The sequence below is a fragment of the Bradyrhizobium sp. B117 genome, assembly GCF_038969555.1.
Taxonomy (GTDB): domain Bacteria; phylum Pseudomonadota; class Alphaproteobacteria; order Rhizobiales; family Xanthobacteraceae; genus Bradyrhizobium.
Genome location: NZ_CP152414.1, coordinates 1,840,206 through 1,854,416, shown reverse-complemented (window position 1 = coordinate 1,854,416; position 14,211 = coordinate 1,840,206). Strand labels below are relative to the sequence as shown.

Annotated in this window: 8 protein-coding genes; 2 read left to right on the top strand and 6 right to left on the bottom strand. The window is 62.1% G+C overall.

Annotated elements, in window-relative coordinates:
- Window positions 1-99 precede the first annotated feature (99 nt).
- From AAFG16_RS08955 to AAFG16_RS08940, 4 genes are all read right to left on the bottom strand, one after another.
- Window positions 100-1,161 (bottom strand): toprim domain-containing protein, encoded by a 1,062-nt coding sequence (locus AAFG16_RS08955; RefSeq protein ID WP_342738858.1) that lies wholly within the window; start codon window positions 1,159-1,161, stop codon window positions 100-102.
- Window positions 1,161-5,483 carry a strawberry notch-like NTP hydrolase domain-containing protein gene (locus tag AAFG16_RS08950; RefSeq protein WP_342738856.1) on the bottom strand — a complete coding sequence of 1,441 codons (4,323 nt, stop codon included), beginning with the start codon at window positions 5,481-5,483 and terminating at the stop codon, window positions 1,161-1,163. Before AAFG16_RS08950 ends, AAFG16_RS08955 begins: the two co-directional genes overlap by 1 nt.
- Window positions 5,484-5,664: 181 nt before the next feature.
- On the bottom strand, window positions 5,665-7,785 hold the full coding sequence (locus tag AAFG16_RS08945) for a ParB/RepB/Spo0J family partition protein (RefSeq protein WP_342738854.1): 2,121 nt from the start codon (window positions 7,783-7,785) through the stop codon (window positions 5,665-5,667).
- 97 nt (window positions 7,786-7,882) lie between these two features.
- On the bottom strand, window positions 7,883-8,845 hold the full coding sequence (locus AAFG16_RS08940) for a zincin-like metallopeptidase domain-containing protein (protein ID WP_342738852.1): 963 nt from the start codon (window positions 8,843-8,845) through the stop codon (window positions 7,883-7,885).
- 675 nt (window positions 8,846-9,520) lie between these two features.
- Here AAFG16_RS08940 and AAFG16_RS08935 point away from each other — a divergent pair.
- Complete coding sequence (locus AAFG16_RS08935; RefSeq protein WP_271611464.1) at window positions 9,521-10,558, top strand: IS110 family transposase; 1,038 nt, start codon at window positions 9,521-9,523, stop codon at window positions 10,556-10,558.
- 510 nt (window positions 10,559-11,068) lie between these two features.
- Here AAFG16_RS08935 and AAFG16_RS08930 read toward each other — a convergent pair.
- Window positions 11,069-11,500, bottom strand: coding sequence for a DUF5615 family PIN-like protein (locus AAFG16_RS08930; RefSeq protein WP_342738848.1), 432 nt, complete (start codon window positions 11,498-11,500; stop codon window positions 11,069-11,071).
- Window positions 11,484-12,146, bottom strand: a complete 663-nt coding sequence (locus AAFG16_RS08925) for a DUF433 domain-containing protein (RefSeq protein WP_342738846.1) — start codon at window positions 12,144-12,146, stop codon at window positions 11,484-11,486. The genes AAFG16_RS08930 and AAFG16_RS08925 overlap by 17 nt, the downstream gene beginning before the upstream one ends.
- A gap of 517 nt (window positions 12,147-12,663) precedes the next feature.
- On the opposite strand from AAFG16_RS08925, the gene AAFG16_RS08920 reads away from it, so the two are divergent.
- Window positions 12,664-13,977, top strand: a complete 1,314-nt coding sequence (locus AAFG16_RS08920) for a DUF2130 domain-containing protein (RefSeq protein ID WP_342738844.1) — start codon at window positions 12,664-12,666, stop codon at window positions 13,975-13,977.
- Window positions 13,978-14,211 lie beyond the last annotated feature (234 nt).

The window sequence follows — 14,211 nt, the reverse complement described above, 5'->3', positions numbered from 1 at the left end:
CTTGCCGTCCGATCGCCCTCTAGAAGGCCCGTGGTCGCGTCCTCTTCCGGCAGTGGCCTCGCTATGACCGACCTGCTGACGCCGAGCGACACGTCGCGGCTATTCCGCGGCTACTGCCGGAGAATGCAGGAAACGGACGACGTCCTCCGGTACGAGTTGAAGTAGCAACGCTGCTTGGAGGGCCTCGAGGCCGAAGATGTGCAGATCTTCGTTGAAGTCGCCCAGCCGGGGCGACAATGCGATCGCTTCAATGCCGGCGGCTTCTGCGCGCTGGGTGAGAATAGCCTGTACAGCATCTCCGGCGGCATCTGCGTCACGGGCGATATAGAGTCGGCGTAGTCCAAACGGCAGCAACATGGCTGAGAGGTGATTGGCCGATAGAGTAGCGGTCATGGGCAAGGTCGGCAGTACATAACGCAGCGACAGCATGGTCTCGATCCCCTCGCCCGCAGCGAGCACGTCGTGCACCACGCCGAAGCGAACGGCGTTACCAAGCAGGTCGCCCATGGCCCGTCGTGGCGTGTCGATCGGGGCCTTGCCGAGCCGCACGCGATCAAAGCCGTGTGGATCTAGCCAGGTGCGATGCACGCCGGTGATCCGTCCCTCGAGGTCCGTGACGGCGCCTATCATCGCCGGCCAGGTTTCGGTCGACGAATGCTCGTCCGGTCGATAGTAGCAACGAGGATGGAAGCGCAAGCTGCCACCATGGTTGATGCAAGCAATTCCGCGACGCTGCAAGTACGCCTCGGCTAATGTCCCTTCAATCGGGCTGGACATCGCAAAGAGCCGACGAGCGGCTTCCTGCGATCCGGCCCGCGCGACTGAACGAATGGGTTTCGGAACGGATTGCTGCTCTGAACGAGGCAGCTTCAGAAACCGCCTCGCCTCCTCGGCGACCTCGCGGAAGTCTCGCAAAGAAAGGCTTTCGCGGATGATGTCGAGGAGATCGCCATGCTGCCCGGTCGCGGCATCGGTCCATTTGCCGGCGGGGCCCTTCGACGATTCCTGGAGCCGCACAAATAACGAGCGGCCGGGGGTGTTGTGGACGTCGCCAACCACCCAGTACCGCCCCGCCCGCTTACCATTGGAGAGATAGTGTCGGCATACCGCCTCGGCCTCGCGCGCGAGGCGGTGTGCTAGTTCGGACGCACCGCGGGACATCACGCGGCCTCCCGCTCACTGATGCATGCAACCGGATAGCTGTCGAGCAACTTCGACAGGATCGCGACGCCGCTTGCGTCCGTGGGCACGAACATGCGCAGCTTCCAGGAGATGATCTCCCCAAAGAGGCCGTAAGCACGGAGGCGGTCGCGCATCGTGTCATTGAATCCCGACAGTTCGATGCGGTATGCGCCCATCACCCGGACACGGCGAAGTTGGAGCCCCTCCGCGAGATCGAGGACGGTCCGTCCCTCCATCAGTGCGGCAAATGCGGCGTCCGGCGTCAGCGAAGGCGCCTCCGCCGCAAGGACATTTGCGACCCAGACCGCCGAGACCTTGCGTCCGATGATGCGTTCGCCCGCATCGGTCTGAATCCGATAGACACGTGTCGATTCGTTCGGCAGCCGCTTCCAGATGGGGAGCAGCAAACCTGCGACGACGTGGATCGTGCTTTCCGTGAACTCGGGCACCTCGGCAAGCTCCGCCAGCCAGGCCGCGGCGAATCGCTCACGATCCGCGTCCACCCAATGACTTTCCGCCATGATGTTTAGGGGGATCCTATGATGCTCCATCGGCCGGATCAGACTGACGCGCCGCTCGATCTCACCGTCGTCGAGCATGACGCTCGCCGCCGGGACCTGCACGGCGGCTCGTCCCGATCGCTCATTGATCAGCAGAACAGCACCACGGCGATCGGAAAGACGTGCGAGAGCGTCATCCAGACTCACCGGATGATTGCGCTGGCGCTGGGTGACCGTGAGCAGCCGGGTCTCGGCGCCGGTGCCGTGATGGGCATAGATCGTTCGGCGGTCGGTAACGACAAAGCTCTCAGCGCGGAGCGTTTCCAGCCCGACGTCGTAGGTGCCCGCCGCGACCGCGCCTTCGATCCGAGCGGTCAAGAGCTGCTCGAAGGCGGTGAACAAGACATTCTGCAGGTCGATGGTGAGCGCGAGCAACCTGTTCAAGAAGGTCGTGATCGGCGGCAGGTCGTCCCTGAGCCCATTGGTATCGGTCAGCTTCAGCCCTGTCGTATCCTCAAACCTCTCGAGTGAGCAGCCGTCGACCTTGCCTCGCGCGAGCAACGTGTAGAGTTGACGCAACGCGTCACGCCCGTACTGGCTTTCGAGATTGTCCTCAGGCCGGAACAGGCCCTGACCTCCGGTCTGGCGCTGGCCGCGCGTAATGGCGCCCAGAGTGTCGAGCCGGCGGGCAATGGTGCTCAGGAAGCGCTTTTCGGCCTTCACGTCGGTCGCGATGGGACGAAACAGGGGCGGCTGCGCCTGGTTGGTCCGGTTGGTGCGGCCGAGGCCCTGAATCGCGGCGTCGGCCCTCCAACCGGGCTCGAGTAGATAATGGACGCGCAAGCGGCGATTCCGGGCCGACAGTTCGGCATGGTAGCTCCTGCCCGTGCCGCCCGCGTCGGAGAACACGAGGATGCGCTTCACGTCGTCCATGAAGGCCGAGGTCTCAGCGAGATTGGCCGAACCGGCGCGGTTTTCGACCACCAACCGGTCGCCCTTGCGAATGATGCGGCGCGAGCGGCCGGTCACCTCGGCGACCACATCGGTGCCGAAGCGCTGCACGATTTGATCCAGCGCGCCGGGTACCGGAGGCAGCGAGGCGAGTTTCTCGATGAGGCGGCCGCGTCGTTTTACGGCCTCCCGACTCTCGACCGGCTGGCCATCGCGATAGACAGCCCGAGAGCAGAGGTTGCCCTCAGAGTCGGTGAAGGGCTCATAGAGCTGCACCGGGAAGGAATGGGCGAGATAGTCGAGCACATACTCGCGCGGGGTGATGTCGACCTGGACGTCGCCCCAATCCTCGGTCGAGATCTCGGCGAGCCGGCGCTCCATCAGCGCTTCACCCGTCGACACGATCTGGATGACAGCGGCATGGCCGGCGTCGAGATCGCGGTCGATCGATCGGATGAGCGACGGCGTCTTCATCGAGGTCAGCAGATGGCCGAAGAAGCGCTGTTTGGCGCTCTCGAAGGCAGATCGGGCCGCGGACTTTGCCTGCCCGTTCAGCGTTCCGGTTTCGCCGGTGATGTTGGCGGCCCGCATCGCCGCGTCGAGGTTGTTATGGATGATGCTGAACGCACCGGCATAGGCGTCGTAGATGCGAACCTGCTCCGGCGTGAGTTGGTGCTCCACGAGCTCGTACTCGACGCCCTCATAGGACAATGAGCGGGCGGCGTAGAGGCCGAGCGCCTTGAGGTCGCGCGCCAGCACCTCCATCGCTGCGACACCACCCTCCTCGATTGCCTCGACAAACTCGGCGCGCGTGGCGAATGGGAAGTCGGCGCCGCCCCAAAGGCCCAGGCGTTGGGCATAAGCGAGATTGTGGACCGTGGTAGCGCCCGTCGCCGACACATAAACCACGCGAGCATTCTGCAAGGCGTGCTGGAGCCTCAGGCCCGCGCGCCCCTGCTGCGAGGCCGCTTGGTCGCCGCGCTCGCCCTTGCCGCCGACCGCATTCTGCATGGCATGGCTCTCGTCGAAGACGATCACTCCGTCGAAGTCGGAGCCCAACCATTCAACGATCTGCCTGACCCGAGAAAGCTTCTCGCCACGCTCGTCGGTACGTAGCGTGGCGTAGGTGGCAAAAAGGATGCCTTCTGAAAGCCGGATCGGTGTGCCCTGGCGAAACCGGGACAGGGGCGTAACTAGCAGCCGCTCCATGCCGAGAGCGGACCAGTCGCGCTGTGCATCTTCGATCAGCTTGTCGGATTTGCTGATCCAGACCGCCCGGCGGCGGTCCTTAAGCCAATTGTCGAGCAGGATCCCTGCGACCTGCCGTCCCTTTCCCGCGCCGGTGCCATCGCCCAAGAACCAGCCGCGGCGAAAGCGGACCGCATTCTCAGCGTCGTCGCACGCGGCGGCCACAACATCAAAGGTAGTGTCGACCGTCCAGGAGCCTGCCAGGAATTCGGAATGCGCCTCGCCCGCATAGATGACGCTCTCGATCTGGGCGTCAGAGAGAACTCCATCTGCCATCAAGCTTGGAGGCAGATGCGGACGGTACGACGGCTTCGGCGGCGCAACGGATGCCATCGCCGCAGACTGCACGAGCTTGGTCGGATGTGCACACGATCCGGGAATTCGGATCGACTGCAATCCGTACTCCTCATAAAGAGCATCGGTGAGGCGGGCGCCCTCCGGCGGCGACCATTCGACGGTCTCGTACGTAAGCTCCACACCGTCTGGCACGCTCCCCGAAGTGGACGATGGGCTTTGTGCAATGGCGCCAGCCAATCGGGACGTTGCACGGCGCCTAACGACGTCGGCAACGACTGGCGCCGCGACGGGTAGCCTCGCAGGCACGTGCTGGGTCACCCAATTGAGCAAGGTGCCGACATCGCCGGCCATGCCCTGCGAGGCAGGAAAGGCCTCCCGATCGGCGGCGGGCAACTTATCCATGACGAGCAGCCTCGTGCCCGTCTGAGTGCCGTGCTTGGCATACACGGCGCCGTCGATCGCAGCAGAAAACACGACCCGCCCGCGCTCCTGGATGCGAACCAAGGCCTCTAGCCACGCCGGGTTAACCGGCGCAAGGCCTGCGCCAACGATGGCGACGAGGCGTCCACCATCGCAAAGGCGCGCGAGAGCCGAAGCGATGTGCCGGAAGGCGGCGTCCGCCATCCGTCGATCGACATTCGTTACCGCGGAGAACGGCGGGTTCATCAGAACCACGCTCGGCACAACGTTCGCGTCGAGATGATCATCGATCTGCGCGGCGTCGAACCGCGTGACCTCAACGTCGGCAAACAAATGATCTAGCAGCGCCGCACGGCCTTCAGCCAACTCGTTCAACATCAGAGAGCCGCCGGCGAGCTCGGCCAGGATGGCGAGCAAGCCGGTCCCAGCGGATGGCTTGAGAACGCGATCGCCAGGCGTAATGCCGGCTGCGGCGCATGCGGCCAGCCCAAGCGGGATCGGCGTCGAGAATTGCTGAAACGCCTGACTGTCCTCGGAGCGCCGCGTATGGGTCGGCAGAAGACTCGCGACTCTGGCCAGCATTGGCAGCATGGAAGCCGTCGAGCCAGCCTTGGCGCGCATGGCCGGGCCGAACTTGCGAAGGAAGAGAACGGTTGCCGCCTCGCAGACGTCGTAGGCGATCTTCCAGTTCCAGGCGCCGGCCGCGTCCGAGGCGCCGAAGGCCGCTTCCATGGCGCTACGCAGGACGGCGGCATCGATGCGACGGCCGCGTTCGAGATCAGTCAAGATCTGTCGGGCGGCCTTGAGGGCGGCAGTGGTGAGAGTGGCAGCGGCACGCATCGAGAGCGGCGCGGCGGCAGCGCCGCCCGCGAGAGATTCGGTCATGACAGGATTTCTTTCGAAGAGCAGGAATGGGTCGAACCATCAGGCGCTCTTCTCTGACCCCAACGGCTCAAACCCCTCCCGGCCCGGCTCTCCCTCTCAGCGCTCGCCAAAAAAAAATGGGACCGGCGCTGCACACCGGCCCCCAAGCAACGCGGGATGGCTGGAGCCATCCCGCTCTATGTCACTCAGCCGCGTCGAGCTGTTGCGGGTCATCGTCGCCGGCGTTCTCCCGATCCTCATCGCCGGCAAGGAATTCGGGCAGCGGACCTGCTTCGCCCTCCTGCCCCACCGGCGCTGCATCGGGATCAACGAGACGCAGCGGCTCCGGCAACCAGCCTGAGCCGTCCAGCAGGCGCTCGGCCTCCTTGGCCATGTCGGCCTTCTTCAGATGGTCGATCAGTTGCGCCGACGACTCGCCCTTGGCTTCCCGCACCGCCTCCAGAATTCGCGGCTTGGTGACCCGGCCGAGATAGTTGTCGACGGTCGGCCGCCAGCCAGCCTGCACCATGTCGAGCCCGATCGCGCGCGCCAGCACATCCGCTTGGTCGAGACGGGTGCGGACACCGTGAGCGGAGACACGGCCCTGATTGTAGCGGTTGGCCGGCTCATAGACGGCATTCACCGCAAATGATGCACAGTGGGCGAACAGGGACGCCTGAGCGGCGCCGTCTAGGGCTGTGAGCGCATCCCAAAGATCGTTCTCGCCCTTCGGCAACCGTGCTTTCCAGGACTCATGCCGCGCCTCGACGGCCTTCGCGGACGCGCTCTCCCGCAGGCCCGGGGCTTGAGCGGGAAAGTTCGGCGTGCGGAGGCCGATCTCAAGGCAGCTTCCGGACGATGCGAACCGGTAAAAGGCCGTCAGCACGAAGTTATGCAGCACCGCTTGGAACGCGATCGCAGCATTTTCTGCCAGCGCATCGCGCAACGCCAGCGTCCTATGCGCCGTCAGCTCGATGATGAGACGGTCCGGCAGCGGTCGCGCGGCATCCTCGTCATCATCCTCCGTATCAGCAGCACCGCCAGCAACCGAGATGGCCGTCCGCTGCACACCGGGATTGCTAGACCCTTGGCCGCCGCTCGACGGTGTATGGGCGTCCTGCCCGACGGCCGCATCCTCCTGCGGCGCTTCATCCTCGGGGCGGACATAGCCGCGGTCCACCGAGAGCCGTCCTTCGGAATCAATGCTGACGAAGACTCCAGCGCGGGAGATGTCGACGGGATCATAGATGATCGAGCGCTCTTCGAACGCCGTCAGCGCAGCTTCGATTTCGCCGAGACGCTGGTCGATTTCGTCGGGCAGATCGTCTACATCCTGATAATCGGTTTCCAGCTTGGTTTGCTCGGCGTTTAGGGCATCAATGGTGGCCTGCTCCTCAGGCGAGAGGTCGACAGGTTTGCCGTCGATTTCTCGTAGTCCTTGAGTGTGACCGTAAGAAAACTCTACGGCGACCGAGATCCACTTCCAGCCTTCGGCCGCGATCGTCTCAGCTTCGGCCTTGAGCTTTTCGGTCACGAGGCGGTCGAGCAACACGACGTCCTGAAGCCAGCCGCCGTCGTCGTGCTCGAACAAATCCCGCAGAACGCCGCCACCCGCGTGCTGATAGGTATCGAGGCCCACAAACTGCGCCCGGCGATCGGACCCGCGCACGGTCTTTTCAGTGAGCAGCCGGCGGATCTGGTAAGGCTCGTCATAACCGGAACGGCTTACGTTTTGCCAGACTTGCTCCTGGTGGGCGTGATCGGCTGTGACCGAGAACGCCATGAGCTGCTCGAGCGTCATGCCGTCTTCGGCATAGACCTCATGCAGCTTCGGCGACACCGACGCCAGCCGCAGCCGCTGCTTCACGGTCGCAGGGTTCACAAAGTGCCGGGCGGCGATGTCTTCCTCGCTCATGCCGAGGTCGCGGAGCGTCTGGAAGGCCCGAAACTGATCGAGTGGATGCAGGCCGACCCGCTCGTCGTTCTCCGCCACCGAGTCATCCTCGGCGATGCCCCCTTCGCGGACGACGCACGGCACCGCCTGCGTCTTGGACATCCGCTTCTGTTTCACCAGGAGCTCGAGAGCCCGATAGCGCCTGCCGCCTGCCGGCACCTCGAACATGCCGGTCTCGTTGCCATCTGCATCAACGACGGCCCGGACGCTCAGACTTTGCAGGAGCGTACGCTGCGCGATGCTCTCGGCTAGCTGCTCGATCGAGACACCGGCCTTGACGCGGCGAACGTTCGACTGGCTGAGCACGAGCTTGTTAAACGGAATGTCCCGGGAAGGCGACAGCGTGATCTTTTGTACGGCTTTCGTCATTTCGGCTCTCCACGACGGGCGGCCGTGAGACTCTCTCTCGGCTTCCAACCCGTCGCGAACAGCCTTCCCTCCTCTCACTCTCGCGCGAGGCCGAGCATCACGCCGGCTCGCGATCGGCGACAGCCGAATCCAGCGACGCGGGCTCAACGGACCTGGGAGTGAAGTCGAGCAAATAGTCCGCGGCCTTGCTCGCCTGCGAGGCGGCCCGCACGATGGCCCGATTGTCTTCGCGCAGGACTTCAAGCCAGGAGCCGATATAGTCGGCATGGCGCACGGTCGGGACGATCCCGAGCGAGGCGCAGCTGAACGCGGAACTCAACTCGGCGACCAGTTCTTCCAAGGCATACTTCTTCGTACCGTAGGATCCACTCTGGTCGCGGTTGAGGCGCGAGGGATGCCCAGTTGCATGACCGAGTTCATGCAAGGCCGTGCGGTGCCAGTTGATGGGTTCGAAATAGGCCTGTGGCGGCGGGACCTGCACGTAGTCTTCGGCGGTTGCATAGAATGCACGATCTCCACCAATCCGAAATGGAATTCCGCTGGCCTTGATCAGGGCGCCGACCGTGGGTTCGATGAGGTCGGCCGGCGGTGGCGGCGCGGCGTTTGCGATCTCGTCGGGCAGTTCCTCGCACTGATCAGTATTGAAGACGGTGAATCGTTTGAGGAATGGAATTGCCTGCGCATCCTCGCCGGTCTCGGCTGCGCGTCGCTTTTCGTCATTCGGCACAAAACGATCCGCGTAAACAACCGTCGTGCCGAGCTCTCCCTTTCGAACGTGGCCGCCAAGCGAGAGCGCCTGACGGAAGGTGAGCCAACTTTGACCGGAAAATTCGCCCTCAATCACGGCGCCCCAGAGTATGAGGATGTTAACGCCACTGTATTGCCGATTGGTCGACGCATTTTTCGGTATGGCCAGCGGCGCTTTCGCCGCGGACGTACCCCAGGGCTGAACCCAGGGGACGCGTCCGGCCTCAAGCTCGGCAATGATCTTGTCAGTGATTTCGTTATAGAGGGTTGCCCGGTCCTGGCCGGCGCGCGCGCGAGCAGTAGTGTTTGACATCGCGGGTCTCCGCGACGGGCGCCGCGAGCCTCTCTCGCAACTTCTAACCCGTCACGGAAAAACCAGCCTGCACTCTTACTCTCAGCCCTTGCGCCATCTACCGATGGCCTCATTCGCGATCAGGCGTGCGCCCAAGGGCGCATCGCCGCAACGGAAAATGGCACCCGGAGAGCGTGAGCATAGCGACCCGAAGGGGCACGCGGGTCCGAGTGCAGCGACGAGACCGGTTCAATAGTGGCACCCGGGAACGGGGCAGTGATAGCGATCGCCGCAGGCGAGCCCCTTTCCCGAGTGCCCCCGGCGAGGAGCACCAAAGCTCTAGCGCGAGGGATCGAAGCCGCAAGGCCGAGACGCCGCGCGGCTCGGTTCACGAGAGCCCGGTGCGGCCCTGGCCGCACGCGCCAAAACCTGAGCGAACGTGATGCAGGCAACGGTACGAGAACTGCCCAGCATTTTTACAGGAGGCTCACAATTCTGGAAGAGAGGCCTATGGGCGGAGCGAAGCGGAGACCACTAAGGGTCGCGAGACCCGGCTAAGCCGCAGGAGGGTCAGCATAGCGCCGACGCCCGGGACCCGGGACCGAGTGCAGTCGCGAGATGAAGTAACCGGGCACCGACCACTCGGGCGCATAATACGCCGATCGATTCGCCCAACAAGTTGAGCTGGAGATCCTGATGAATTACTTCGCTGGACTCGACGTGTCTTTGAAGCGCACCGCGATCTGCATCGTTGATCGAGATGGAAATATCGTCCGGGAAGGAGTGACGGATACCGAACCCGAGGCGCTAATTTCTTGGCTAAGAAACACCCGCTTCGCTTTGCAGCGCATTGGGCTAGAAGCCGGCCAATGTTCCTCCTGGCTGCACAAGGGGCTTTCGGAAGGCGGATTACCCGTCATTTGTGTTGAGACCCGGCACGCAAAGAGCGTGATGCAAGCTCAAACTGTCAAGACGGACCGCAACGATGCTCGTGCGCTTGCGCAAATGATGCGAACAGGGTGGTTTAAGGCGGTTCACATCAAATCTGAAGGCAGCCAAAAGCTCCGAGCTCTGATGGGCAGTCGCCGGTGCCTGCTCGACAAGCAACGCGACCTCAACAATCATATTCGGGCGGCACTTCGAACCTTCGGATTCAAAGTGGGTCTTATCGGCCAAAGCCGCTTTGAAGAGCGTGTACGCGAGCTTATCTTGGATGACGGAGATTTACAGGCCCTCGTGGTTCCATTGCTGGAAGCTCGGCGCATACTCGGCGAACAAGCACGCGTGTTGACGCGCCTGATTGGGCGCCTGGTTCGCAGCGATGCTACTTGCCGCCGGTTCATGACGGTTCCTGGCGTTGGCCCCCTGACAGCATTGGCATTCAAGACGACCATCGATGACCCAGGCCGCTTCCGTAAATCCCGGCACGTTGGCGTCCATCTTGGACTGACCCCAGGCAAATACGCGTCCGGAGAGGTCGACTACAACGGGCGTATCACCCGATGCGGCGATGCCTTTGCTCGAGAACACCTCTTCGAAGCCGCTCATTCATTGATGGTCAACACAAGACGGTGGTGTTCGCTAAAGGCATGGGGCATCCGCATCGCCAAGCGAAGTTCCATGAAAAATGCGCTGGTCGCGGTGGCTCGCAAGATATCAGTCATCCTGCACCGTATGTGGTGCGACGGCAGCGACTTCCGGTGGGAGAAATCAGAGGCCGCAGCGGCAGCCTGACACCCGATTGCACTGATCAACAGAACACGGCCGCGAGGCTGTCAAGGAGTCCGGCAGGACGAGGAATGGCGAGGGTGATAACCGGTCTGCAGCGTGAGCAAATTACCCCGCGACTGCGTCCCCGAGATGGTCCCGCCACTTCTTCACGAACATCATCATGAGGCGGGGATTCCGACCTCGAAGAGAAGCGCGATCGCCGGATCGCTTGACACCACGGTAGGATCAGAAGGCAGAACGGCAATGCGATAATTGGATGAGATTTGATGCTTGACGTCTCAACCCCGGTTAGAGAAGACCGGTTAACAAGGCACCCCGCGACGAGCAGTGATAGCGATCGCGGCAAAGCCGCGAGCCCTTCGTGCGAGTGTCTCCGGCGAGCAACACATAATGAGCGCGAGGATCGAAACCGAAAGGCCGAGACCCCAGGGCTCGGTTCACGAGAGCCGGCCCGGCTTTGCCGGACGCGCCCAGACTTCGTTCGCTGCTTTTCAAGGAGGAATGACGCCGCACTTACTCGTCCGAATCCGTCGGAAGCGCATAGCGGTCGACGACGATCTCATCGGAGCGAGCCGTCTCCAGGGTCAGTTCTAGAACCATGTTGACGAGATCGCCGTCTCTGTCGATTTCATCGAGCGCGGCATCAAACAGTTCGCGCTGCATATCGAGATCCATTCCCTCTGGGCCGTTGAGGCAAATTAGGCCTGCATGTATGTCAGCTCGCTGATACTGGCCGCGCGTTCCCGGTGCGGTTTCTGGCCCACGAAAGTCATAGGCGTTGCGGGTTACAAGAGTCCAATCGCCTTCAAGGACTATCTTGAGCAGGTCCCAATCCTTGATGCCCTGGCGACCGATCCAGACGACATGAGAGCTTTCGCCATGGCCGCGCTCGCGCGCCATGTGCGCTAACTCAGGACTCAGACATTCATCAACGAGAAGCTTCATGCCGCCGTCGCCGAAGGACCTTTCGCGACGGCGACGTTGCCATAGGGCGCCGCACTTGCCGTGGACGGCCCCGGGGCGGCGTCGCCTTGGCATAGAGAATCGCCAATTCGATGAGTTCTGGTGTCAGGCTCGGATAGGCCTCCTGAAGCCGGCGCATCGGAACGCCTGCGGCAGCGGATGCCGCAACATCATAGACAGGCACGCGCGTTCCCTTGATCACGGGTGTGCCGCCGAGGATTTCCGGATCTTCCGTTACGGCGGTACGAGCACGCGTCAGCTTGTCGTGTTCGACCAACGTGTCCGCAATGAAGCAATCGAAGTTCAGCGTTAGGAAGTGATGTTCGATCTTCCAATGCGGACGCTTGTGTCGCCAGGTCTTGATCAATCGCACGACGGCCTTCGCGTTCATCTCGCCGCAAAGCGTGTCGATCGCATATTTGCGCTCTTGTGCTGTGAGGGACGGCGCGGCGTCATAATAGAAACGAATGAGCGCACAAGCTCCGGCCCAAACCCGTCGACTGTCCTCGTTTGTATAGAGATCCTCGGGGAGAATGCGTTCGTCGATCAACCGGTTGACGTCGCGCACGTCAACGCCTGCCACGACGGCGGCTTCGGGGGTCGTGAGTAGTTCAGGCTCCGTTGACATGTCAGCACCAATAATCCTTCCGATCCACCGGAACATATAATTTCTAGCGTTGAGAAACAAGGCCCGCGGGTAAGCTTGGCCGCGGTCACGGCTTTCATTTTCACCTTCGTTCCTGCTGCCAGGAGCTTGACTCCTTGTTCTCTTTTTGTTCTAGTGACTTTGTGCGAGCTAAGACAGCGCGTCGAGAGACACGATGTACGAGGTATTCCGTAGGATTCAGGACGGCACGGAATGCGCGCCTCGACGGGAATCGATCAGACAAAAGTCCCTTTGTTGTTGATGGAGATACGAGCTCGGTCTCCAAACGCCGCCGAGCAGCAGCCGAAGGCCGCCGGATGTCCGCGCGGAAAATCACGCCTGCATTCGGACAGTTTCGGTGGAAAAGCCAAAGCCGGTGCTCGTAACTTTCGACTGAGGCGTGGAAATCGCGGTACAGCCGCATAACAACCGTGGCGAGTCTCGCCGGATAGCCTTTTAGGCCCGGCAGCCTTGGTCTGATCGATGACGGAGACGACTCTTGACCTTCAGAGCAACCGCGGTCGGCACCGTTCATGAACCCACCCTTCGATGCCCCAACTGCAATCACGAGATCCCGCTAACCGAATCTCTTGCCGCTCCGCTCTTGGCTGAGACCCGGCAACGCTTCCAGGAGCAGTTGGCCAGTAAGGATGCCGAGGTTTCGCGCAAGACCGAGGCGCTGCGGCTGGAGCGTGCGCAGCTCGCCAGGGACCGGGAGCAGGTTGAGGAACAGGTTTCGAACCGCCTAGCCGCCGAGCGCGGCCAACTGGTCGCTGCGGAAGCCAAGAAGGCCCGCGAGGCGGCGGCCGCTGACCTCCTCGCCAAGGAAGCCGAGGCCATCGAGCTTCGGAGAAGCTTGGAGGTCAACAACGCCAAGCTTGCTGAGGCGCAGCAACAACAGGCGGAGTTGATGCGTCGGCAGCGCGCCCTGGATGAAGAAAAGCGCGAACTCGATCTGACGGTCGAAAAGCGCGTTCAAACATCGATCGATCAAATTCAGATCAAAGCCCGCCAGGAAGCTGATGAAGCTGCTCGGCTGCGCGTCGCGGAAAAAGACCAGACGATCGAGTCGATGGCTCGCACGATCGAGGAGCTGAAGCGCAAAGCTGAGCAAGGCTCTCAGCAGTCACAGGGCGAAGTGCTTGAGCTTGAGCTCGAGGTATTGCTGCGTGGGCGTTTTCCGACCGATCTGGTCGAGCCCGTTGGCAAAGGAGAGCTAGGTGCCGATGTTGTCCAGCAAGTCAATGGTTCGATCGGCATGGCCGCCGGTATCATCCTTTGGGAGTCCAAACGCACCAAAGCTTGGAGCGATGGATGGTTGGCGAAATTGCGCGACGACCAGCGGCGTTGTGCGGCGGACGTTGCCCTTATCATTTCGCAGGCTCTTCCAAAACACATCGAGCATTTTGATCTAGTCGACGGGGTATGGGTCGCTCACCCGCGCTATGCTCTCCCGGTTGCTGTCGCGCTCCGTCAGACCCTTATCGAGGTCAGTGGGTCGCGCCTGGCTCAGCAGGGACAACAGACCAAGATGGAACAGGTTTACCAGTATCTAACTGGCATCAAGTTCCGGCAGAGGGTGGAAGCTGTTGTCGAGAAATTCAACGACATGCGCGAGGACCTCGACAAGGAGCGCAAGTTCATGGGCAGGCAGTGGGCCAAGCGCGAGATGCAAATCCTGTCCGTGATCGAGTCTACAGTCGGCATGGTCGGCGACCTGCAGGCGATTGCAGGAAAAGCCATGCCAGAGATTCCAAGCCTCGATATGCCGCTACTGGAGAGTTCGGCAGAGATGGAACGGAAGGCTGGATGATGATCTCTACCCTGCTTTTGAACGCGCAGGATTCTTTTGGAATGGCGGCCGCAGCATCGCCAAAGCCGGCTCTCCAACAACGTCGTGCGAGGTCGACCTTCAGAAAATTCCCAGCCGCATACTGCCCGCGTTTAAACGTCTGGCCTCGGGGCTTCGCACCGCCGACACATCGCAGGAGGCAGCCCAGCGGCTGGACAAAACTGAAGCGCTCATCGAGCGCGTGCACTCACTTCA

What these genes read in the sequence shown, in the direction of transcription:
- AAFG16_RS08955 (WP_342738858.1), bottom strand. Translation starts at nt 1,161, where the DNA reads ATGTCCCGCGGTGCGTCCGAACTAGCACACCGCCTCGCGCGCGAGGCC.
- AAFG16_RS08950 (WP_342738856.1), bottom strand. Translation starts at nt 5,483, where the DNA reads ATGACCGAATCTCTCGCGGGCGGCGCTGCCGCCGCGCCGCTCTCGATG.
- AAFG16_RS08945 (WP_342738854.1), bottom strand. Translation starts at nt 7,785, where the DNA reads ATGACGAAAGCCGTACAAAAGATCACGCTGTCGCCTTCCCGGGACATT.
- AAFG16_RS08940 (WP_342738852.1), bottom strand. Translation starts at nt 8,845, where the DNA reads ATGTCAAACACTACTGCTCGCGCGCGCGCCGGCCAGGACCGGGCAACC.
- AAFG16_RS08935 (WP_271611464.1), top strand. Translation starts at nt 9,521, where the DNA reads ATGAATTACTTCGCTGGACTCGACGTGTCTTTGAAGCGCACCGCGATC.
- AAFG16_RS08930 (WP_342738848.1), bottom strand. Translation starts at nt 11,500, where the DNA reads ATGAAGCTTCTCGTTGATGAATGTCTGAGTCCTGAGTTAGCGCACATG.
- AAFG16_RS08925 (WP_342738846.1), bottom strand. Translation starts at nt 12,146, where the DNA reads ATGTCAACGGAGCCTGAACTACTCACGACCCCCGAAGCCGCCGTCGTG.